Here is a 21,342-nt window from a genome sequence, read left to right on the forward strand (position 1 = left end):
GCTGCTCCGGTCGGTCTATCGTTGGGCGCCGGGCTGGAAGCGGGACACGGGGACGCCGATGACGATGCGTGACACCGATCGGGCGCTGGTGCAGGCCGCCAGCGCGGTGGCGAAGCTGCGTTGCCGCAGCGCCACCCACACCCTCGCCACGGCGGCGCGTACCGCCGACGGTCGGGTGATCTCCGCAGTCAACGTGGTGCACGCCACGGGAGGAGCCTGCCCCGAGACGGTCGCGCTCGGCACCGCCGCCACACAGGGCGTGGCAGAGCTGGAGACAATCGTCACCGTCGGCGACCGTGGCCGGTCCCTCGTCACCCCCTGCGCCCCCTGCCGGCAGCTCCTGGCCGACCGCTATCCGGCCTTACGCGTCATCGTCGGCAACCCCGAGGATCCGAAGGTCGTGCCCGTCACCGACCTGACCCCACCCGCCCCCACTAGCCTGCCCGGCTCGCACCCCTGATCCACGGGCGTGTGCAACTTCGGGGAAGGTGTCCCCTCGACACGTCCAGAGGCGGCAGTTTCCCCGAAGTTGCCGTCTGCGCTTGTGCTCGTCTGCGCTTGTGCTCGTTCGGGCTTGTGCGTGGGGTGGTGGGATCAGCGGGTGCGGGTGCGTATTGCTTGGCGGAGTTCGGCGAGGAAGCCGTCGAAGTCCTCGCGGAGCCGTTGGGCGGTCACGTGCAACACGATCCAGTCCTCGCCGAGCAGGCGGTTGAGGCGTCGCCGGTCGCGATGGAGTTGCTGCGGGTCGTCGTGCCAGAGTCCGTCGTACTCAACCGCGATCTTCAACTCTGGCCAGGCGAGATCGACCCGGGCAATGAACCTGCCGTCACGTTCTACCACGAACTGGGTGACCGGCCGGCGAACACCGGCCAGCACGATCCGCACCCGCAGCCGCGACTCCTGAGCCGACTCCGCGCCCGGGTCGGCCAGCTGAGTCACCCGAAGCATGCGTTTCCAGCCCCGGGCGCCGCGACGCCGGTCCGCCATCTCCCGCAACTGTTCGGCGCGTACCAGTTGTTGGCCGAGCAGCCGGTCCACCACCACCACGGCCTCCTCCGGATCCAGCCACTGGGCCAGGTCCCAGCAGGTCCGTAGCGGCGTGGTGACCGGCATGCCGGCGTGCGACAGCACATCGGCCTCGGCGACCTCGCCGGTGTGCACCACCAGACCGGCGACCGGCCCGAAGCGGAAACCGGCGGGTACGAGGATGTCGAGCGGATCGGCGTCTCCGATGAATCCGGCGCCGAACAGCGCGGCGGCGCTGCGCCCAGCGATCACCGCCCCGGGTGGGAGCACCCACCGCGCCGCAGCCAGGCATCGGGTGCGGTGCGAGATCGTGAGCTGTGCGTCGGCGTACACGTCCCGGAAGACCGGTCGCCACGCCCGGCTGCGTAGTTCGCCCCGGGTCAGTAGCCCTCGGGCCACAGCACGGGAACCCTGGAAGACGCGCCCGCGCAGTTGCGGCGGACGCCGAGCGGATTTAGCCATGCCGTCCACCATGGACGACCGCAAGCACCGCCCGCCGCCCCTGTGGATAACCCCGCCGCCCCGCCGCCCCGCCGCCACCCCACCCCACCCGCCCCGCCCACCCACCCGCCGCGCCGCCCCGCCCACCCGCTTCGCCGCCCCGCCCCCGCCGCCGCGCCGCCCACCCGCCCCCGCCGCGCCGCCCCGCCGCCGCGCCGCGACGGGGCGCTACTGCTCAAGCAACTTCGGGAAAAGTGCTGCTTCCGGGTGCGTCGAGGCGACACTTCCCCCGAAGTTGCTGATTTTCTACGGCACGGCACGGCACGGCACGGCAGGGCACGGCACGGCACGGCAGGGCAGGGCAGGGCAGGGCAGGGCAGGGGGCGGGGGAGAGCGGGGCGGGGTGGGTCAGGCGGCGGCGGACCAGATGGCGCGGAAGGCGGCTGCCTCGCCGGCGAGCCAGCTTTCGATCTCGTGGGGCCTGGCGTTGTCGGGCATCCGGTGGGTGCTGCCCCGGCGCACGTCGACCAGGACCGGCTCGGCGTGCGGGAGCACGGCGTCCATGTGACGGGCGGTCAGGTGCAGTGCCGCCAGGGTCGCCTCCTCGCTGGGCGGGGCCTCGTCGAAGTGCAGGCGTACCGCCTCGGCGCGGCCGTCGGCGTACCGGATGCCGAAGTGAGGGTTGATCTTGATCGGAAGGTCGCCGAGCATGGCCAGCGCGTCGCGGGTCTGGGCCAGGTCGACCTCGGCGGGCTCGCCGAGGGAGTGCAGCCAGGCCGTCGCGCCGGGCACGAGCGACTGGTAGAGCGGGCGCCAGCGGGGCTTGACCACGTCGACCACCTGCGCCAGGTGGGTGCCGCCGGTGTGGAAGGCGATGTCGGCCTTGAGCGCCTTCACGAACTGCCCGTGCGGATTGAATCCGGAACGGCTCGCCCGCTGTCGGCGTAGGCCACCGACGAAGCTGGCCTTGGTCGGGCCGGTGCGGTCGACGTACCGGGTGAAACCGAGGAGGGTGGCGTACGGCGTGAGGGGGGCGGAGATGGGCGCGGTCACGAGCATCCTCCCAGGTCAGGAACTCGATTAGTACATACATTCTAATCGACGACTCTGACATCGCCCAGGGCAGATAAGGGGCCAACCGGGTGTCGGCGACCGGATTTTCCGCCGCGAAGCGGGTCCGGCCCGTGACCGAGGTGCCCCGGCGGGGGACCACGCCTGAGGTGATCTTCAACTAGAGTCCGTGGCTCCGTCGTCCCCTTCTCCGGAGTACACATGACATCCCTCACGGCCCGTTGGTCCCGCCTCGCCGTCGGCGCGGCGGTGCTGGCGACGACCGCGCTCTTCGCCCCCGCCACCACCGCGCACGCCGCGGAGACCCAGCCCGACCTCTTCGTCTCGTTCACCCGTGAGCCGGTCGCCGAGATCGACACTCTCGGCACCACCATCGGCATGTACGCCTACAACCACGGTGCGGGCGACGCGACCGGGGTGACCGTCACCTTCGACCTGGGCGACCTGGCCGAGAGGGTCGCCGCGACCGTGCCGGACCGGCTACGGGACACCTGCGAAATCGATGGCGACAACGTCACCTGCGCCGTCGGCGCGCTCAACGCCGGTCAGGTCACCACCATCCGCCCGCTCACGCTGACCAGCCGCCAGGGCGCCACGCCGGGCGACGCGGGTTCGGTCACCGTGACGATCGCGGGCGCGGAGGACGACGCCAACCCCGACAACAACACCACGACGTTCCCGGTGACGATCCTCGCCTCCGGGCCTGATCTGGTGGCCGCCGCCCAGGACGTCAACGACGCGTCGAGTCGGCTCGGCGCCGGGGACACCGCCCCGCTGTACACCGGTGTGCTCAACGAGGGCGACAGCCCCGCCACCGACTTCACGATCGACATCAACCTGCGCACCGGCACCACGTTCGTCGAGCGCTACAGCGACTGCACCTACACGGACTACTACCCGAACGACGTCGGTCTGCCGTACGTGTACGGGCCGAGTTCGGTCACCTGCGTGCTGCCGCTGACCCTGGAGCCGGGTGAGGGCCTGCTGCTGTTCGACGACGAGACCGGGGAGTCCCTGTTCAACCTGACCTTCGGTCGTAACCTGCCCGGCCCCGCCGAGCACTACGGCTCGTTCAGCGTCGCGCTGGCCGGTGAGGCGCGGGCGGCGAAGAAGGTCGCCAGCAGCAAGGGCAGCGGCCCGTCCTTCGCCGATGCCGTCCGCGCCCTGCACGACAAGGCCACGCGTGCCGGTGCCGCCCGGCAGGCCGTGGTGGAACGCGAGCTCGACGAGTCGGACAACTACGCGGACTTCCGGCTCTGGACCAAGGCGAACCATCTCGACGTGGCCGTCACCGCCCCGGCGGTCAAGGGCAAGGTCGGCGAGACGGTCGACCTCACCTACGAGGTCGTCAACAACGGCCCGTCGGACGGCGGCGGCCCCGGTGTGTCGATCACCGCACCGAGCGGCACGGTGCTGCTGCCCGCCGAGTGGTGCCACACCGAGGGCGGTCAGGGCGGGACGCTGCCCGAGTCGGAGAAGCTGCGCTGCAACTTCGAGAGTGAGTTTCCGAGCGTCGCGTCCGGCTACGGCCGGATCAAGGCCACCGTTCAGATCAAGATCAAGTCAACGCCGGGTACCGACGGCACGATCGTGGTCGACGGCGGCAGGACGATCACCGAGTCCAAGCCCGAGAACAACACCGCCCGCATCGTCATCGACACGGGCGACGGTGGTTCCGGTGGTGGCGACGGTGGAGCCGGCGGGGGCCTGCCGGTGACCGGCGCCCCGGCCGCCGCGCTGGCCGGTGTGGGTGCCGCCGTGCTGGCCCTCGGCGGCGTGCTGTTCGTCCTGTTCCGGCGCCGTCGCGTGGCGTTCCAGACCCCGCGCGACTGACGCTCGCGTTGACCCTGCGGGGGTGGGACCAGGCCCGGTCCCACCCCCGTGGCATCGGACGGACGGCCTACCCGGGCCGCTGTCCGCCAGCCCGCTCGCCCAGCCGACCGCTGCGGCCGTCGGCACCGCGGCCGGCAGGGCGGTTGCCACGCGAGAGGGTCAGAGCTGGCCGACGTCGGTGATCCGGACGACGGCGGCGCCCGCCTCGTCGGAGGCGGCCAGGTCGACCTCGCCGCTGATGCCCCAGTCGTGGTCGCCCTCCGGATCGTCCAGGATCTGCCGCACCGTCCAGCGCTCCCGACCCTGTTCGATCATGAGCAGCGCCGGGCCACGGGCGTCCGGACCGGTCCCGATCCCGTCGTACGAGTCGAAGTAGGGCTCCAGCGCGTCGGCCCAGGCGTCGGCGGGCCAACCGGAGTCGGCGTCCAGCTCGCCCAGCGCGTCCCACTGCCGCAGCGCGGCCAGCTCGACCCGCCGGAACAGGGCGTTGCGCACCAGCACCCGGAACGCCCGCGGGTTGCGGGTGACCGCCGCCGGCCGGTCGTCCAGGGCGGCGGCCACCTCGGGCAGGTCGGTCGGGTTGCGCAGCCGCTCCCACTCGTCGATGAGGCTGGAGTCGACCTGGCGGACCAGCTCGCCCAGCCACTCGATCAGGTCGACGAGTTCCTCGGTCTTGGCCTCCTCGGGCACCGTCTGCCGCAGCGTCTTGTACGCGTCGGCGAGATAGCGCAGCACCAGGCCCTCGGAGCGGGACAGCCCGTAGAACTGCACGTACTCGGTGAAGGTCATCGCCCGCTCGTACATGTCCCGCACCACGGACTTGGGGGAGAGCTGGTGGTCGGCCACCCAGGGGTGGCCCCGCCGGTACATCTCGTAGGCGTTCTCCAGCAGCTCCGCGAGGGGCTTGGGCCAGGTCACCTCGTCGAGCAGTTCGAGCCGGGCCTCGTACTCGATGCCGTCGGCCTTCATCGCGGCGACCGCCTCGCCGCGGGCCTTGAACTGCTGCGCGGAGAGCACCTGACGCGGGTCGTCGAGGATTGACTCGATCACCGACAGCACGTCCAGGGCGTACGACGGCGACTCGCTGTCGAGCAGCTCGATGGTGGCCAGCGCGAGCGGGGACAACGGCTGGTTGAGCGCGAAGTCGAGTTGCAGGTCGACGGTGAGCCGGACCCGCCGCCCGGTCTCGTCCGGCTCGGGCAGCTCCTCGACCACGCCGCCGGCCCGCAGCGCGCGGTAGATGGCGATGGCTCGGCGGATGTGCCGGCGCTGGGCTGCGGCGTCCTCGTGGTTGTCGGTGAGCAGGTGCCGCATGGCCACGAACGCGTCGCCGGGGCGGCCGATGACGTTGAGCAGCATCGAGTGGCTGACCTGGAAGCTGGAGGTGAGCGGTTCCGGTTCGGCCTCCACCAGACGGTCGAAGGTGGGCTTTCCCCAGCCGATGGAGCCCTCCGGGGGCTTCTTGCGTACCACCTTGCGTCGCTTCTTCGGGTCGTCGCCGGCCTTGGCGAGGGCCTTCTCGTTCTCGATGACGTGTTCGGGCGCCTGCACCACGACCCGGCCGATGGTGTCGAAGCCGGCCCGGCCGGCCCGGCCGGCGATCTGGTGGAACTCGCGGGCCTTGAGCAGCCGGGTGCGCACCCCGTCGTACTTGGACAGGCCGGTGAACAGCACCGTGCGGATCGGCACGTTGATCCCGACGCCGAGGGTGTCCGTACCACAGATGACCTTGAGTAGCCCGGCCTGGGCGAGGGTCTCCACCAGCCGGCGGTACTTAGGCAGCATGCCCGCGTGGTGTACGCCGATGCCGTGCCGGACCAGCCGGGACAGGGTCTTGCCGAAGCCGGAGGTGAACCGGAACCCGCCGATCGCCGCCGCGATCATGTCCTTCTCGGCCCGGGTGCAGACGTTGACGCTCATCAGCGCCTGGGCGCGTTCCAGGGCGGCGGCCTGGGTGAAGTGCACCACGTACACCGGGGCCTGCTTCGTCTCCAGCAGCTCTTCGAGGGTCTCGTGCAGCGGCGTCATCGCGTACGAGAAGAGCAGCGGGACCGGCCGCTCGGCCGAGCGGACGACGGCGGTCGCCCGGCCGGTACGCCGGGTCAGGTCGTCGACGAACCGGGTGGTGTCGCCAAGCGTGGCCGACATCAGCACGAACTGGGCCTGCGGCAGCTCGATCAGCGGCACCTGCCAGGCCCAGCCCCGGTCCGGCTCGGCGTAGAAGTGGAACTCGTCCATGACCACCTGCCCGACGTCGGCCCGGCTGCCCTCGCGCAGCGCCAGGTTGGCCAGGATCTCCGCGGTGCAGCAGATGATCGGGGCGTCGGCGTTGACGCTGGCGTCGCCGGTGAGCATGCCGACGTTCTCCGCGCCGAACACCTCACACAGCGCGAAGAACTTCTCCGACACCAGCGCCTTGATCGGCGCGGTGTAGAAGGTCGTCCGGTCGTCGGCCAGGGCGGCGAAGTGGGCGGCGATGGCGACCAGGCTCTTGCCCGAGCCGGTCGGCGTATTCATGATCACGTTCGCCCCGGAGACGATCTCGATGACCGCCTCCTCCTGGTGAGGGTAGAGGTCCAGGCCGCGCTCGGACGCCCAACTGGCGAACGCGTCGTAGAGGGTGTCGGGGTCGGCGGTCTTAGGCAGCGCGGCGGTGAGTGTCATGGCCGCTCCATGGTGCCTGGATCACGCGTCGGGACGCCAACCGGGCTCCGACGGCCGGCCCGGGCGGGGGATCGGCTCAGCGGCGGCGGTAGATCAGGTCGGCGATCGGACGGCCGGCGCGCAGCGCCCGTCGCTCGAACCGGGTCACCGGCCGGTACGCGGGCCGGGGTGCGTACCCGTCGTGGGCGTTGACCAGGCCCGGGTCGGCGTCCAGGGTCGCCCGCATCGACTCGGCGTACTCCGCCCAGTCGGTGGCGCAGTGCAGCGTGCCGCCAACCGCCAACCGGGACCGCAACCGCGCCACGTGGGCGGGCTGGATCAGCCGCCGCTTGTGGTGGCGGGACTTCGGCCACGGGTCCGGAAAGAAGACGTGTACCGCGTCCAGCGAGGCGGGCGGCAGCAGATCGAGCAACTCCATCGCGTCGCCGTCGACGATCCGGACATTGCCCAGGTCACGAAGGTGGATCAGGTCCAGCAGGTTGGCGATTCCGGGAGTGTGCACCTCGACCGCCAGATAATCTCGATCCGGGTCGGCGGCGGCCATCTCCGCGGTCGTGTCGCCCATGCCGGAACCGATCTCGACCACCAGCGGGGCCCGGCGGCCGAACAGGCCGACGGGGTCGAACGGGTCGGCGTCGGCGACGCGCAGCCCGTACCGCGGCCAGTGCTGTTCCAACGCCGCCACCTGCCGGCCGCTCATCCGGCCGCGACGCGGGTGGTAGGTGCGGATCGCCCGTACCGGATGCGGCACGGCGACGGCGGGAGTGGGGTCGGTGGAGGTCACAACGCCCCGAGCCTACGCGAACACGCGCCGGCCCGGATGTGAGGTACGCCCGGTGGTGAGACCATCATCGGAAGAAGGCAGGACCGGGTGTCCGGCGGTGCCCGGCGACCGCCCCGGCGCACCGGGAGGGGGCAGCGTGTCAGCAGCGATCCGCACTCGTCCGGCACCGTCCACCGCTCCGTTGCGCACCGTCGTGGCCCTCGCGCCACTGCTCGCGATCGCGCTGGCCATCCCGCTGCTGACGCCCGTGCCGGCCGTGGCGGCGCCTCCGTCGGCGCCCGCCGGGGTGGCCGCACCGACTCGGCCCGGGCCGGCGGTGGCGACACTGTTGTCGCCGGCCGTGCCGACCGGCACCGACTCGGCGCACCCGGCGGCACCCGCGCGGGCCGCTGTCGTGCCGGTCGTCGCCGGGCAACCCGGCGGTGGGCAACCCGGTGCGCCCGAGGGCGCGCCGCAGCCCGGCCCGACCGTGTTCGTGGAGGTCTCGCCGAGCATGGTGGAACCGGGCCATCTGGTCGGGCTCCGCGCCAGTTGCCACGACAACTCGGTGGGGGCCATCGTCGTCTCGGACGCGTTCGGCCGGGTCGCCGTGCAGCCGCAGCGCGGGCTGCTGACCGGCACGGCGATGGTCAAGGAGCGGGTGCTTCCCGGCAACTACCGGGTCAAGCTGGAGTGCCGGGGCGGCGAGACCGCCTCCACCATGATCCAGGTCGTACGCCAGATGAAGCCCAGCCGAGGGCCGGCGACCGGCTTCGGCGGCAGCGCCGGCGACATCACCGGCAGTCTGCTGCTCCCCGGCGGTCTGGCGCTCACCGTCACCGGCATGGTCCTCTGGGTCACCGCGACCCGCCGTCGCGGCAGCCGACGGTGAGCCCGTCATGACCGCCGCCCGCGCACCCCGCCCCTCCGGCTCGGCCGGTGCGCCCGGCCCGGTCTCCGGCCGGGCCGGGCCGCGAACCGGTTCCGGTCGGTCGCCCCGCCCCGCCGGTAGCCCGCCCCGTCCCACCTATCGAACCGACCTGTTCGTACCGCCGGACAGCTCGCCCCCGCGTCCCGGCGACCGCCCAGCCGGCACCGGTCCCACACCGCGTCCCGGCGACGGTGCGGCAGGCGCTGGTTCCGCGTCGGGTCGCGGCGGCCGGGCGACCGGCTCCGGTGCGTTGTCGGGCCCGGGCGACGGTGCGGCGGGCTCTGGTTCCGCGTCGGATCGCGGCGGTCGTGCGACTGGTTCCGGTGCCGCGCCGCGCCCGCACGGGTGGGCGGCGGTGCCGGACATGGGCTCCCGTCGGGCCCGGGCTGCGGCACCGTTCACCGACCGGCGTCGGGCACCGAGGAATGCCGGGCGAACCGGCCGCCCGGCGCGTCCCGGGCGCAGCCCGTGGTCCCTGCCGCTCGCGGTGGTGCTCGTGCTGGCCGGCGTGTTCGCCACCGGCGCCGGGCTCGGGCACACCGTCGGGGGGCCGCTCGACTGGACGGCCACCGGCGGCGGAGGGGGCTCCGGCGGAGCGTCGACGGTGTCTGCCGGGCGTACCGCCGCGCGGCCGGTGAGCCTGTCCATCCCGTCGATCGACGTCTCGGCGCCGGTGAAACCGGTCGGTGACGCACCGGACGGCTCGATCGCCGTGCCGCCGCTGAGCCGGCACGAGGAAACCGGGTGGTACGACCGGGGACCCGTGCCGGGCGAACCAGGCCCGGCGGTCATCGTCGGGCACGTGGACACCAAGAGCGGCCCGTCGGTCTTCTACCACCTGGGCAAGCTGAAGGTGGGGGACACCGTCGAGGTGGCCCGGGAGGACGACTCGGTGGCCGTGTTCACGGTGAACTCGGTGGAACACTTCCCGAAGGACCGACTGCCGGCCGACCGGGTCTACGGCCACGAGGGCCCGCCCGGCCTGCGGCTGATCACCTGCGGCGGCGAGTGGCTCGGCGGCGGCACCGGCTACGCCGACAACGTGATCGCCTTCGCCACCCTCACCACCACCCGCCCCTCCTGAAATCAACTGAGCGGGTAGATCATCATTCCTGCGGTCGGCTCGGTAGTTCCTCGGCGACCCACAGGCCACGGCCCTGTAAGCCGACAACCAGGCCGCGATCTTGAAGGATGATGATTGCCCGCTGAACCGTCGTGACGCTCACGGTGTAGAGGTCGGCCAGTTCCTTGTAGGTCGGCAGCCGCTCACCTCGCGGATACTCGCCGCTCCTGATGCGGGCTGCCAGATCCTCGGCTACCTCGCGATAGCCACCGGTCGGTATCGGCATGGGAAGGTCCTTCGTTCGGCACCTCCCATCGGATCATGAGCGACATCCACCTTCAAGACCAACATTGCCTTAGGTACCAAAGGTCTCTAAGCTACTCCCATGGTCGGGTTCTTCGTTCGGCAAGCGCTGGACCTGGCCATGAAGCCGTCCAAGGGGAGCACGACGCAGGGACTCTGCCCCCTTGGGCGGGCACCGTCGTGACCACAGCGGAGGTCGTCGTCGTGCCGCTCGATGATCCTGAAGAGGATTCGCCGATGCGTCGGCTGTTCGAGGCCAATCGGATTCTGGAGACACACTGGACCCGTGCCGTCGCCGAGCCGTTCCAGGTAGGTGGGTGCCTGGAGTGCCGTGGCCGCGCCGAATGCCCTCAGCTCGACTGGGCGATCGGCGTCACCGTCGAGATCGTGGCGGTGATGTTCCAGAAGCGGTGAACGGGCGGTCGGTCAGGGGACCTGCTGGACGACTTCGAATTCCAGGAGAGTGGCACCCGAGGCGACCGGTGGCCGCTGCTCCGCTCCGGGCGGGGTGGCGTGGGCGGCTCGGGCGGGGCCGGCGGCCCAGTCCTGGTACGCCTGCTCGGTCTCCCAGCGGGTGTAGACGAAGTAGCGGTTCTCGCCGGCCACCGGACGCAGCAGCTCGAAGCCGAGGAAACCGGGGGAGTTCTCCACCGCCCGAGCCCGGGCGGCGAACCGCTTCTCCAGCTCCTCGCCACCACCGGACGGTACGTCGATCGCGTTGATCTTCACAACTGCCATGGCCCCACCCTAACCACGCATCCGTCCCGGCCCGCCGTCCCGGCCCGTGTTCATGATCCCGACAACTTCCCGGATACTGCCGCCTCGGATGGCGCTGACCCAGCAGTATCCGGGAAGTTGCCCAACGGAACAGCGCGGCGCATCACGGCGCGGGGTGGGTGGGGGTCAGAAGGACTCGACGGTGGGGGTGAGGTCGGCGTCGACGACGATGGGGGCGTGGTCGGAGGGGCCCTTGCCCTTGCGGGCCTCCCGGTCCACGTACGCCGACCGGACGGCCCGGGCCAGCGGGGCCGAGGCGTACACCAGGTCGATGCGCATGCCCTTGTTCTGGTGGAACATGCCGGCCCGGTAGTCCCAGTAGGTGAACGGGTGCGGGCCCTTCATCGGGGTGGGCACCACGTCGGTGAGGCCGAGGTCGCGCAGCGCCGCCAGGGCGGCCCGCTCGGGCGGCGTGACGTGGGTGGAGCTGGCGAACAGCGCCGGATCCCACACGTCGTCGTCGGTGGGTGCCACGTTGAAGTCACCGCAGACGGCCAGCGGTGCCGCGTTGGTCAGTTCGGTGTCCAGCGCGTCCCGCAGCGCCGCCAACCAGGCCAGCTTGTACACGTAGTGCGGGTCGTCGGGCGCGCGGCCGTTCGGTACGTACACCGACCAGACCCGCAGCCCGCCGCAGGTGGCCGAGATCGCGCGGGCCTCCGGCTCGGGGAAGCCGGGCTCGCCGGGAAACCCGACGGTGACGTCGGCCAGGCCGACCCGGGACAGGATGGCGACCCCGTTCCACCGGCCGTCGCTGTGGCTGGCCACCGTGTACCCCAGCTCGCCCACCTCGGTCGCCGGGAAGGCGCCGTCCGGGCACTTGGTCTCCTGGAGGCAGACCACGTCCGGACCGGTGCCGGCCAGCCAGTCGAGCAGCCGGGGCAGCCGGGCCTTCACCGAGTTCACGTTCCACGTCGCCAGGCGCATGGTGCCAGCCTGCCCCATCCGGCCCCGACCCGCGCGGCCGGCGCGCTGCCGCACCAGCGGTCGGCGCGCCGGTGCCGGGTCAGCGGCGCCCCTTCCGGCCCGCGAGCCGTCGCGATGGTGCCCGTCAGGGGGTGTCGTTGTTGGGGCGGGTCTGTTCGGCGAGGAACCGCTCCAACTCGGCGCCGAGTTCCTCGGCCGTGGGCAGCGGACCGTTCTCCGTGGCGAGCAGGTTCTTCTCGCCCCGGCCCCGGGCGTACGCGTCGTACTGCTCCTCGAGGGCCTGGACCAGGGTGGTGGCCTCGTCGCTCTGCGCGACCTGCCGGTCGATCTCCACCCGCACCACCTCGGCGGCCGAGCGCAGCCCGTCCCGGGGCAGCAGCAGCCCGGTGCTGCGGGACACCGACGCCAGCAGCACCTCGGCGGCGGCCGGGTACTCGGCCTGTGCCACGTAGTGCGGTACGTGCGCGGCGAAGCCCAGCGCGTCGCGGCCCGCCTCGCCGAGGCGGAACTCCAGCAGATGGCCGACACTGCCGGGCACCTGCACCCGTTGCAGCCACGGTTCGTAGCCGGCGATCAGGTCACGCCGGGTGGCGTGGGCGGTCACGCCGGTCGGCCGGGTGTGCGGCACCGCCATCGGGATCGCGTTGAGCCCGACGGTGAGCCGGACGTCCAGCCGGGCGGCGAGCCCGGCGACGGCGGCGGTGAACCGTTCCCACTGAAGATCGGGCTCCGGCCCGGTGAGCAGCAGAAAGGGCGTCTCGTCGTCGTCGTGGAGCAGGTGCAGCTCCAACTGCGGGTCGTCGTAGCTCTCCCAGTGGTCCTCGACGAAGGTCATCACCGGTCGGCGGGAGCGGTAGTCGAAGAGCTGGTCCAGGTCGAACCGGGCGATCGGGCGGGACTCCAGCGATGTGAGCAGTTGCTCGCGGGCGAGCCGGCTGGCGTTACCGGCATCGACGAAACCGGTGAGCGCCTGGATCAGGACCGGCTGACCGAGGTCGGGCAGATCGTCGGTGAGTTCGTAGAGCTCGTGTGGGTCGAGCACCGGTGCGGCCTCCCTGCAAGTGCGTAACGGGCCACCGGATCCCCGGCACCCCGATCGCGAGAACGTAACTGCCATCCTCGTGCATTCCTGCCGCGCCGGTCCGCCCGGCCCGGCGTCGCCGGGTGATCGGCCGACGGTACGCCGTTGCCCCAGCGGGGTACACATGGATGGGCGCCACCGAAAGGAGAGGTGATGAGCGACCCCGTGCCCGCCGATGGCCAACCCGTCACCCCCGCCCCGCCCCCACCGGGCGGCCGGGTCGTCGAGGCGCCACCGGCCACGCTGTGGGACCGGATGCGCCAGGATCCGCAGTACGCTCCCGAGCACCTCGCGCTCGAAGCGGTACGCCGGCTCGGCCCGGAGGCGGCGCAGTGGGTGCGGCGGGTCCGGGCCGCGCAGCCCGGGATCAGCGCCGAGGCCCTGGCGGATCAGGCGGTACGCCGGTTCGTCAACCAGGCCCGGCTCTCCGGTGCCGTCTCCGGTGCGGCCGGACTGCCCGGCGCGGTGATCGACGTCGGCGTGCTGGCCTGGACCCAGTCCCGGATGGTCCTGCACGTCGCCGCCGCGTACGGTGCGGACCCGACGCATCCCGACCGCGCCACCGACCTGTTGGTGTTGCAGAAGGTGCACAAGGTCGCCGCGAGCGCCCGGGTGGCGCTGGGAGTGGCGGCCGGACGCGAGCGCGCGGGCGCGCTGTTCGGCGGTGGCGGACAGGCGCCGCTCGGCCGGGTGATGCTGCACCTCGGCGTCCGGCTCGCCCAGATGGCCGGGGTACGCGCGGCGAAGCGGCTCTTCGCCAAGGTGATCCCCGGAGCGGCGATCATTCTCGGCACCTGGGCGAACTCCTCGGCCACCAAGAAACTGGCCGAACGTTCCCGGGTGCTCTACCGGCAGCACGGCGGACCCCGGATTCCGTTGCCCCGTCGTCCCGATCAGGCCGGCGATCAGTCGGCGTAGCCGGAGGAGCGCCAGGTCACGTCGGCGAGACGGGACTGACCGGCCGTGTTGGGGTGGAAGTAGTCGAGCCGGTTGACCAGTTCCAGGTCGAAGCGGACCCGGTGCGCGGCGCCGCCGTCGTAGCGGCACCGCGAGCCGTAGGCCCGGCACGCCGCCTTCAACTGCGCGTTGTACGCGGCGATCCGCTCGCGGAACGCCGCGCGGCGGCTCCGGTCTGCCGGCGCGGTCGAGGTCGCGTCGGCCAGCAGCGCCGGGCACACGCCCCGCCGCCAGGCGCGTACCGCCCGGGGCTCGTCGTGACCGACCTCCCAGAGCCGGTACAGGTTCGGAATGCTGACGACCAGGACCCGGGCCTTCGGTCGTCCCTCGCGCAGCACCCGCAACCCTCGGTTGATCTCGGCCCGGAAGTCGGCCACCGGGGTCATCGCGTCGATCGTGGCGCGGCAGGCGTCGTTGGCCCCGACCAGCACCGTGACGTAGTCGGCGCGGTCGCGTACCGCCGCCTCCGCCTGGCCGGCCAGCGCGGACGCCCGGGCACCCGCCCGGGCATGGTTGTGCGCCTTCCCGCGCAGCCCCGGGTTCCGGTCGAGCAGCCGCCGGTAGTGGCTGTCCACCCGCAGTCCGTCCCCCGTCGACCAGGAGTTGCGCTGACACGAGGTGAGGACCAGGCAGGACCCGAAGCCGGTGGTGATCGAGTCACCGAGGGCGGCGACGACGCGGGGGGAACCGGGCTGGGCGGTGCCGGAGGGGCGCGGCGCCGCGTCCCCACCCGCCTCGCAGGCCAACGCGACGAGTGCGAGCAGGCAGACGGCGGCGGTGGTCCAGCGTCCAGGCATGACTTCCCTAGCCTCACAGCGCAGAGCGACGGCACGGTGACTCTACGCGGGTGAGGTCGGTTGGTCACGCGCTGTCGGGGATGCGGCAGTGCCCTGTCCTGTCCCCGATGGCCGTGCTATGCGCGGGGCGTCCGCCGCCCGCGCCAGGGTGCTTCCCGGCCGTGCAGCCACCAGTGCAACGCCCGGGTGATCCGGGGTAGGACCAGGTAGGTCATCAGCGGGGTCAGGGTCAGCGTCATCACCAGCACCCGCGCCGCGGTCGGCAGCCCCGGCAGGAACTGGCCGGTCAGCAGCGTGGCCGTGAGGCTGAGCGGGAAGAACGCCAACCAGATCGTCACCGCCTGCTTCCAGCGCGGCGGCGACTGCGCCACGGTCGGTTCCGCGTCCAGCGGCTCGACGGCCGCCGTGCGCGGCGGATCGAACCAGCCCTCGATGCCGGTCCGCCGCTCGACGTGGGTGTGCTCGACGATGCCCTGTGCCGACGTCAGCCACCAGTGGCGCTGCGGCGATTCCTCCCAGCGGCGCAGCGTGTCCGGGTCGGCGAACCGGTAGAGCATGTGCCAGTCGCCGGACCCGGGGGCGCTGCGCACCCAACCCGCGCCCAGGAATCCCGGGAACGCCTCGGCCAGCGCCGTGCCGGCCCGCATCCACGCCACCATCTCCTCGGTCCGGGCGGGGTCGGCGCGGCGGGCGACGGCGACGGTCACCGGCTCGGCATGGCTCACGGTCATGGGTCCATGGTCCCCGCCGATGCCCGGAAAGGTCGGGTCACGCCGGCCCGGTGTAACGCAACGCACGGCGGTGACGCGACCCAGGACGGCGGGTGGCCGCAGTCGCCGCCGTTGTCACAGGCGGCTGCTCGACTGGTCCCATGACGAACCAGGACATGACTCTTGTGCTCGGCGCCACCGGCACGACCGGGCGGCGCGTCGTGCGCCGGTTGCGGGACGCCGGTCACCCGGTCCGGTCCGCCTCCCGCTCCGGTGAGCCGCGGTTCGACTGGACCGATCCGAGTTCCTGGCGGGCCGCCGTGACCGGAGTCACCGCGATGTACCTGATGGCTCCACACGACCAACCGATCCGGTCGGACTTCGTCCGGCTGGCGGTGGAGCAGGGGGTGGGCCGCCTGGTGCTGCTCTCCAGCCGGGCGATCGAGGCGATGGGTGACGAGCGGCTGATGGCCGCGGAGGAGACGGTACGCACCTGCGGGACGCAGTGGACCATCCTGCGCCCCGACTGGTTCGACCAGAACTTCGACGAGGGCTTCTTCCGGGACGCGGTGCTCGCCGGGGAGATCGCCGTACCGGTGGGTGACGCCCGCCAGTGTTTCGTCGACGCCGACGACATCGCCGACGTCGCGGTCGCCGCCCTCACCGGTACCGGTCACGCCGGCCGCACGTACGAGATCACCGGCCCGGACGCGCTCTCCTTCGGCGAGGCCGCGGCGATCCTCACCGAAACGGTCGGTCGCCCGGTGCGGCACCTCGGTACGGGCGACGACTACCGGGCGGTGATGCTCGCGCTGGGGCTGCCGGCCGAGCAGGTGGCGGGCGAGATCGCCGCGTTCGGGGCGCTCCGTGACCTGGGCGACGGCCAGCCGACCGGGACGGTCCGGCAGGTCACCGGCCACGACCCGAGGAGCTTCGTCGGGTACGCCGCCGATGCCGCCGCCCGCGGCGCCTGGAGTTCCTGATCGCCGCGGCGATCAGCCCGGCCCGGACCCGTCGTCCCGGCGGTGGGAAAGGGCGCCGGCGACGGTTAGCTCCCACGACGCGGGGTAGGTGGAGGTGATGACGAGATCACAGCCCCGGCGTGCCCGAGGCACGGTCGGTCACGCGTACAGCGCGCTGAACCTGCGGCTGGCGCTGGCCAGCTTCGGGCTCGTCACCATGACCGTTTTCGCGGTGTTGGCGTTCCGTGCCGACGTGGCCTGGTTGGGTGTCGTCTGCGCCGTCCTCGCGGTGGTTGCCGTCGTCGACCTGGTCGTCATCCAACGTCGTCGCGCCGCCCGCCGCCGGGAGGAGCCCGGCGCGCGGCACTCGCTGTTCGAGTGACAGGAGAGGTCCTGATGACCATCGCCACCACCAATCCGGTCAACGGTCAGGTGCTCAAGACGTACGAGCCGATGTCCGACGAGCAGATCGACGGCGCGATCGAACGGACCGACCTGGCGTACCGGCAGCTGCGCGGCACCACGATCGAGCAGCGCGGGCGGTGGCTGACCACGGCGGCCGGGATGCTGGAGGCGGAACGGGACGACATCGCCCGACTGATGACCACCGAGATGGGCAAGACGCTCGCCGCGGCCAAGGCCGAGGTCACCAAGTGCGCCAGCGCCTGCCGCTTCTACGCCGACCACGCCGCCGAGTTCCTCGCCGACGAGCCGGCCGACGCCGAGGCGGTCTCGGCGACCCGGGCATTCGTCCGTTACCAGCCGATCGGGCCGGTGCTGGCGGTGATGCCGTGGAACTTCCCGCTCTGGCAGGTCATGCGCTTCGCCGCGCCGGCCCTGATGGCGGGCAACACCGGCCTGCTCAAACACGCCTCCAACGTGCCGCAGACCGCGCTGCTGCTGGAGGACCTGTTCCGGCGGGCCGGCTTCCCCGAGGGCGCGTTCACCACGCTGCTGGTCGGCTCCGAGGCGGTGGACCGGATCCTGAGCGATCCCCGGGTCCGTGCCGCCACGCTCACCGGCAGCGAGGTCGCCGGTCGGTCGATCGCGCAGATCGCCGGCCGGGAGCTGAAGAAGACGGTGCTGGAGCTGGGGGGCAGCGATCCGTTCGTGGTGATGCCGTCGGCCGACGTGGAACTGGCCGCCCAGGTCGCCACCACCGCCCGCTGCCAGAACAACGGCCAGTCCTGCATCGCGGCCAAGCGCTTCATCGTGCACACCGACGTCTACGACGCCTTCGCCGAGGCGTTCGCACACCGCATGTCGGCGCTGCGGGTGGGTGACCCGATGGACGACGGCACCGACGTCGGTCCGCTGGCCTCCGAGCGGGGCCGCGACGAGATCGACGCTCAGGTCAGGGACGCCGTCGACAAGGGAGCCACCGTGCTCTGCGGCGGGGAGAAACCGAGCGGCGAGGGTTGGTTCTACCCGCCGACGGTGGTGACGGATCTGCACCCGGGGATGCGGATGTGGGCGGAGGAGGTGTTCGGTCCGGTGGCCGGGTTGTACCGGGCCGCGTCGTACGACGAGGCGATCGAGTTGGCCAACGGCACCAGCTTCGGGCTCGGCTCGAACGCCTGGACCCGCGACCCGCAGGAGCAGCAGCGGTTCGCCACCGACCTGGAGGCCGGTGCGGTGTTCATCAACGGGATGACGACGTCCTACCCCGAGCTGCCCTTCGGCGGGGTGAAGAACTCCGGCTACGGCCGGGAACTCTCCGCCCAGGGCATGCACGAGTTCTGCAACGTCAAGACGGTCTGGGTGGGGGAGGGCGCCGCCACCGCCGGCGCCGGCGCCCACGCCGAGTAGCCGCTGCTTACACCTGCCCCCGGGTGGGTAGTGAAGCGCGGCATGACGGCGATCGCGTTTCACGCTTCCCACGAGCAGATCCACCCGCGCGAGCTGCTGGAGGCGGTGGTCCACGCCGAGCAGGTCGGCTTCGACGCCGCGATGTGTTCCGACCACTTCGCGCCCTGGAGCGAGCGCCAGGGCCACTCCGGCTTCGCCTGGTCCTGGCTCGGGTCGGCGTTGCAGGCCACCGGTCTGTCGTTCGGGGTGGTGAACGCGCCCGGGCAGCGCTACCACCCGGCGATCATCGCGCAGGCGATCGGCACGCTCGGCGCCATGTACCCGGGGCGGTTCTGGGCGGCGCTGGGTTCCGGTGAGGCCGCCAACGAGCACATCACCGGCGACGCGTGGCCACGCAAGGACGTACGCAACGCGCGGCTGCGCGAGTGCGTGGACGTCATCCGCGCCCTGCTGGCCGGCGAGGAGGTCAGTCACGACGGTCTGGTCCGGGTCGACCGGGCGAAGCTCTGGAGCCGTCCGGAGCAGCCGCCGGCACTTGTCGGCGCCGCGGTGAGCGTCGCCACCGCCCGCTGGTGCGCCGAGTGGGCGGACGGCCTGATCACGGTCAACGCGCCGACCGACCATCTGCGCCGCATGATCGACGCTTACCGGGACGCCGGCGGTCGCGGGCCGGTGCATCTCCAGGTGCACCTGAGCTGGGCGCCGGCGCAGGCCGAGGCCGAGGCGATCGCGTACGACCAGTGGCGCAGCAACGTCTTCGCGCCGCCGGTCTGCTGGGACCTGGCCACCCCCGAGCACTTCGACGTGGTCTCCGCCGAGGTGCCGATGGCCCGGCTCGCCGAGGTGGTCAACATCTCCGCCGACCTGGGCCGGCACGTCGGCTGGCTGGAGGAGTACGTCGACCTGGGCTTCGACCAGATCGCCCTGCACCACGTGGGCCAGGACCAACGCCCCTTCCTGGACACCTTCGCCGACCAGGTCCTCCCCAAACTCCGCCCCTAACCCCAATGCCGCTCAGTTAGGGAGACGGGGCGTCTGTCAAGAGCGTGTCGATAGACGAGGGCGGCGGGGTCTCGGTATAGAGGTTTGTCACTCCAAGACAGCCTCTGGACCGGGAGCCCCGCCGTTGGAACAGTGTGCCATTGCTCGGACCGCCACGGTGGCAGCCGGCCGGTTCGCGCCAGGTCATCTGGGTGAGTTGACGCAGCAGGTGCCCTTCGAGATGGTCGATGCCGTCCTGGCGCAGACGCGGGCGGTGCAGGCGCGGGTGCGGGATCTGCCGTCGCGGGTGGTGGTGTATCTGCTGCTCGCGGCGGGGTTGTTCACCGAGTTGGGTTATCGGCAGGTGTGGGCTCGGCTGGTTGCTGGTCTGGACGGGTTGCCGGTGGCGATGCCGACTTCCTCAGCCCTGTCTCAGGCTCGCCGTCGGGTTGGGGACAAACCTTTGGCAGCGTTGTTCCGGCTGGTGGCAGGTCCGCCTGCCGGGGCTGGGCGATGGCGAGGTCTGCTGGTGTGTGCAATCGACGGCACCAGCATGTTCGTGCCCGACAGCACGGCGAACCTCGCGGTCTATCCTCGTCAGGCCGGAACTCACGGCGGCTCGGGCTATCCGATGCTGCGGCTGGTCGCGGTCGTCGTGTGCGGCACGCGGACCCTCATCGATGCGGTGTTCACTCCCATCAGCACCGGCGAGTTGAGCTGCGCCGCTCGTCTGCTGGGCTGTCTGCACCCGGGCATGCTGCTGCTGGCCGATCGGGGCTTCGCTGCCCGCACGATGATCGAGCAGTTCGCCGGCACCGGCGCTGACCTACTCATCCGTGACAAGGACGACCGGCGGCTACCCGTCATCCGCCGCCATCACGACGGTTCCTGGCTGTCGGTCATCGGCACGATGAGCGTCCGGGTCGTCGACGCCGAGATCGTCGTGAGCATGAACGGCAAACGCCACATCGGCCGGTACCGGCTGATCACCACCCTCACCGACCAGCGCCGTTTCCCGGCCATGGACCTGGTCACCCTCTACCACCACCGCTGGGAGATCGAAACGGCATACCTGGAGTTGAAGTCCACCCTGCTGGGCGGACGGGTCCTGCGAGCCCGAACCCCGAACGGGATCAGTCAAGAGGTCCACGCCCTGCTCACCACCTACCAAGCGGTCCGGCTGGCGATGGCTGACGCCACCGCCAGCCGGCCCACGACCAACCCCGACCGGGCCAGCTTCACCATCGCCGTCCACGCCGCCCGAGACCAGATCACCCACGCCGCCGGTGTCATCGCCGACACCGTCATCGACCTCGTCGGAGCCATCGGCCGCGCCGTCCTGGCCGACCTGCTCCCCCCACGCCGCACCCGAATCAGCCCCCGCGTGGTCAAACGCGCGATCTCCAAACACCGCGCCAAAGGCACCATCGACCGCACCACCTACCACGCCACATTCAAGATCAACATCCTCGACGCGGCAGCATTGACAACCAACCCACCGCCCTAACTGAGCGGCGTTGCCCCTAACCCCCACCCACCCCACCCCACGGTGGGCGGGCTAGAGGGGGCGGGTGAGGATTTGGCCGGGCCAGGGTGGGTGGTGGGGGCGGGGGACGGTGAAGGGGGTGGTGGGGGTGAAGCCTTGGCGTTCGTACCAGCGCACGAGCGCGCCGTCGTCGCCGGCGTAGCAGTCCACCCGCAGTAGCCCGACCCCGCGGTGCCGGGCCAGGTCGGCGGCGTGCGCCAGCAGCCGCCCACCGATACCCCGCCCGGCGTACGCCCGGTCGGTGACCAGCAGGTTGACGTACAGCTCCGGTTCGGTCGCGGGCGGCACGTACTCCGTGGCGGTCCCCACCACCAGCGCACCGACCGGACGTCCGTCCAACTCGGCCAGCCACAGTCCGCCGCCGGTGGCCCACGCGTCGGCCTGGGCTATGCGGCGGGGATCCGTCGAGGCGGGCCCGGTGCCCCACTGCCCGGTCCGACCTCGCGCCACCAGCCAGGCGGTGGCGTCGTCGAGCAGCCGCAGCACCTCCGCCGCGTCCGCCGGCCCGCCGGCCCGCACCGTCGTCCCATGGTCGTCATTCACGCCCCCGATCCTGCCGTACGACGCCGACCCCGCCACCCGTGCCCGACGACCAAGAAGTTCTGGTCCGGATTCGTCAGGAATCCGGACCAGAACTTCTTGATCACTGCGGGCGGGACGGGGGCCGGGTGGGGCGCCGGTCGCCGACGGCACCCCACCCGGG

At 71.9% G+C, this 21,342-nt stretch carries 22 protein-coding genes; 11 read left to right on the forward strand and 11 right to left on the reverse strand.

Annotation, left to right across the window (positions count from 1 at the left end; genetic code table 11):
* Positions 1-58: 58 nt before the first annotated feature.
* Positions 59-460, forward strand: coding sequence for a cytidine deaminase (locus O7597_RS21640; RefSeq protein WP_281580543.1), 402 nt, complete (start codon positions 59-61; stop codon positions 458-460).
* A gap of 134 nt (positions 461-594) precedes the next feature.
* Here the strand turns inward: O7597_RS21640 and O7597_RS21645 are convergent, their stop codons facing one another.
* A complete protein-coding gene (locus O7597_RS21645) occupies positions 595-1,488 on the reverse strand; it encodes a hypothetical protein (protein ID WP_281580544.1) in 894 nt (297 codons plus the stop codon).
* A 387-nt stretch (positions 1,489-1,875) separates the two neighbouring features.
* Positions 1,876-2,520, reverse strand: a complete 645-nt coding sequence (locus O7597_RS21650) for a hypothetical protein (protein ID WP_269738925.1) — start codon at positions 2,518-2,520, stop codon at positions 1,876-1,878.
* A 219-nt stretch (positions 2,521-2,739) separates the two neighbouring features.
* Between O7597_RS21650 and O7597_RS21655 the strand changes: the two genes are divergently transcribed.
* Positions 2,740-4,371 carry an LPXTG cell wall anchor domain-containing protein gene (locus O7597_RS21655; RefSeq protein WP_269738924.1) on the forward strand — a complete coding sequence of 544 codons (1,632 nt, stop codon included), beginning with the start codon at positions 2,740-2,742 and terminating at the stop codon, positions 4,369-4,371.
* 159 nt (positions 4,372-4,530) lie between these two features.
* On the opposite strand, the gene O7597_RS21660 is transcribed toward O7597_RS21655, so the two are convergent.
* Both O7597_RS21660 and trmB read right to left on the reverse strand, forming a co-directional pair.
* Complete coding sequence (locus O7597_RS21660) at positions 4,531-7,035, reverse strand: DEAD/DEAH box helicase (protein WP_281580545.1); 2,505 nt, start codon at positions 7,033-7,035, stop codon at positions 4,531-4,533.
* Positions 7,036-7,111: 76 nt separating this feature from the next.
* On the reverse strand, positions 7,112-7,735 hold the full coding sequence (gene trmB / locus O7597_RS21665) for a tRNA (guanosine(46)-N7)-methyltransferase TrmB (RefSeq protein ID WP_281583294.1): 624 nt from the start codon (positions 7,733-7,735) through the stop codon (positions 7,112-7,114).
* Positions 7,736-7,955: 220 nt separating this feature from the next.
* Between trmB and O7597_RS21670 the strand changes: the two genes are divergently transcribed.
* On the forward strand, positions 7,956-8,690 hold the full coding sequence (locus O7597_RS21670) for a hypothetical protein (protein WP_281580546.1): 735 nt from the start codon (positions 7,956-7,958) through the stop codon (positions 8,688-8,690).
* Between the two features lie 403 nt (positions 8,691-9,093).
* A complete protein-coding gene (locus tag O7597_RS21675; protein ID WP_281580547.1) occupies positions 9,094-9,813 on the forward strand; it encodes a class F sortase in 720 nt (239 codons plus the stop codon).
* A gap of 22 nt (positions 9,814-9,835) precedes the next feature.
* On the opposite strand, the gene O7597_RS21680 is transcribed toward O7597_RS21675, so the two are convergent.
* A complete protein-coding gene (locus O7597_RS21680; protein ID WP_269738920.1) occupies positions 9,836-10,078 on the reverse strand; it encodes a GntR family transcriptional regulator in 243 nt (80 codons plus the stop codon).
* 197 nt (positions 10,079-10,275) lie between these two features.
* Between O7597_RS21680 and O7597_RS21685 the strand changes: the two genes are divergently transcribed.
* A complete protein-coding gene (locus tag O7597_RS21685) occupies positions 10,276-10,509 on the forward strand; it encodes a hypothetical protein (RefSeq protein ID WP_269738919.1) in 234 nt (77 codons plus the stop codon).
* 12 nt (positions 10,510-10,521) lie between these two features.
* On the opposite strand, the gene O7597_RS21690 is transcribed toward O7597_RS21685, so the two are convergent.
* The 3 genes from O7597_RS21690 to O7597_RS21700 all read right to left on the reverse strand — a co-directional run bounded on the left by O7597_RS21690 (position 10,522) and on the right by O7597_RS21700 (position 12,838).
* Positions 10,522-10,833, reverse strand: coding sequence for an antibiotic biosynthesis monooxygenase (locus O7597_RS21690; RefSeq protein WP_281580548.1), 312 nt, complete (start codon positions 10,831-10,833; stop codon positions 10,522-10,524).
* A gap of 165 nt (positions 10,834-10,998) precedes the next feature.
* The gene (locus tag O7597_RS21695; protein WP_269738917.1) at positions 10,999-11,796 is read right to left on the reverse strand and encodes an exodeoxyribonuclease III; all 798 of its coding nucleotides are present in this window, start codon (positions 11,794-11,796) and stop codon (positions 10,999-11,001) included.
* A 124-nt stretch (positions 11,797-11,920) separates the two neighbouring features.
* The gene (locus O7597_RS21700) at positions 11,921-12,838 is read right to left on the reverse strand and encodes a PAC2 family protein (RefSeq protein ID WP_164445294.1); all 918 of its coding nucleotides are present in this window, start codon (positions 12,836-12,838) and stop codon (positions 11,921-11,923) included.
* A 192-nt stretch (positions 12,839-13,030) separates the two neighbouring features.
* Here O7597_RS21700 and O7597_RS21705 point away from each other — a divergent pair, with 192 nt between their 5' ends.
* Positions 13,031-13,795, forward strand: coding sequence for an EcsC family protein (locus tag O7597_RS21705; protein ID WP_269738916.1), 765 nt, complete (start codon positions 13,031-13,033; stop codon positions 13,793-13,795).
* On the opposite strand, the gene O7597_RS21710 is transcribed toward O7597_RS21705, so the two are convergent.
* Together O7597_RS21710 and O7597_RS21715 are read right to left on the reverse strand one after the other, a co-directional pair.
* Positions 13,783-14,631 carry a GDSL-type esterase/lipase family protein gene (locus tag O7597_RS21710; protein WP_281580549.1) on the reverse strand — a complete coding sequence of 283 codons (849 nt, stop codon included), beginning with the start codon at positions 14,629-14,631 and terminating at the stop codon, positions 13,783-13,785. The genes O7597_RS21705 and O7597_RS21710 overlap by 13 nt on opposite strands.
* Positions 14,632-14,747: 116 nt before the next feature.
* Complete coding sequence (locus O7597_RS21715; protein WP_269738914.1) at positions 14,748-15,362, reverse strand: antibiotic biosynthesis monooxygenase; 615 nt, start codon at positions 15,360-15,362, stop codon at positions 14,748-14,750.
* A gap of 140 nt (positions 15,363-15,502) precedes the next feature.
* On the opposite strand from O7597_RS21715, the gene O7597_RS21720 reads away from it, so the two are divergent.
* The 5 genes from O7597_RS21720 to O7597_RS21740 all read left to right on the forward strand — a co-directional run bounded on the left by O7597_RS21720 (position 15,503) and on the right by O7597_RS21740 (position 20,600).
* Positions 15,503-16,324, forward strand: a complete 822-nt coding sequence (locus tag O7597_RS21720; protein ID WP_281580550.1) for an NAD(P)H-binding protein — start codon at positions 15,503-15,505, stop codon at positions 16,322-16,324.
* Between the two features lie 97 nt (positions 16,325-16,421).
* Complete coding sequence (locus O7597_RS21725) at positions 16,422-16,685, forward strand: DUF6343 family protein (RefSeq protein WP_269738912.1); 264 nt, start codon at positions 16,422-16,424, stop codon at positions 16,683-16,685.
* Between the two features lie 14 nt (positions 16,686-16,699).
* On the forward strand, positions 16,700-18,112 hold the full coding sequence (locus tag O7597_RS21730) for an NADP-dependent succinic semialdehyde dehydrogenase (RefSeq protein WP_281580551.1): 1,413 nt from the start codon (positions 16,700-16,702) through the stop codon (positions 18,110-18,112).
* A 42-nt stretch (positions 18,113-18,154) separates the two neighbouring features.
* Positions 18,155-19,114 carry a TIGR03885 family FMN-dependent LLM class oxidoreductase gene (locus O7597_RS21735; protein WP_281580552.1) on the forward strand — a complete coding sequence of 320 codons (960 nt, stop codon included), beginning with the start codon at positions 18,155-18,157 and terminating at the stop codon, positions 19,112-19,114.
* A 157-nt stretch (positions 19,115-19,271) separates the two neighbouring features.
* Positions 19,272-20,600, forward strand: a complete 1,329-nt coding sequence (locus O7597_RS21740; protein WP_269738909.1) for an IS4 family transposase — start codon at positions 19,272-19,274, stop codon at positions 20,598-20,600.
* Between the two features lie 51 nt (positions 20,601-20,651).
* Here O7597_RS21740 and O7597_RS21745 read toward each other — a convergent pair whose 3' ends face one another.
* Positions 20,652-21,182, reverse strand: a complete 531-nt coding sequence (locus O7597_RS21745; protein ID WP_281580553.1) for a GNAT family N-acetyltransferase — start codon at positions 21,180-21,182, stop codon at positions 20,652-20,654.
* Between the last annotated feature and the right edge of the window lie 160 nt (positions 21,183-21,342).

Origin of the sequence: Verrucosispora sp. WMMC514, from assembly GCF_027497295.1 — a bacterium.
Classification (GTDB): domain Bacteria; phylum Actinomycetota; class Actinomycetes; order Mycobacteriales; family Micromonosporaceae; genus Micromonospora; species Micromonospora palythoicola.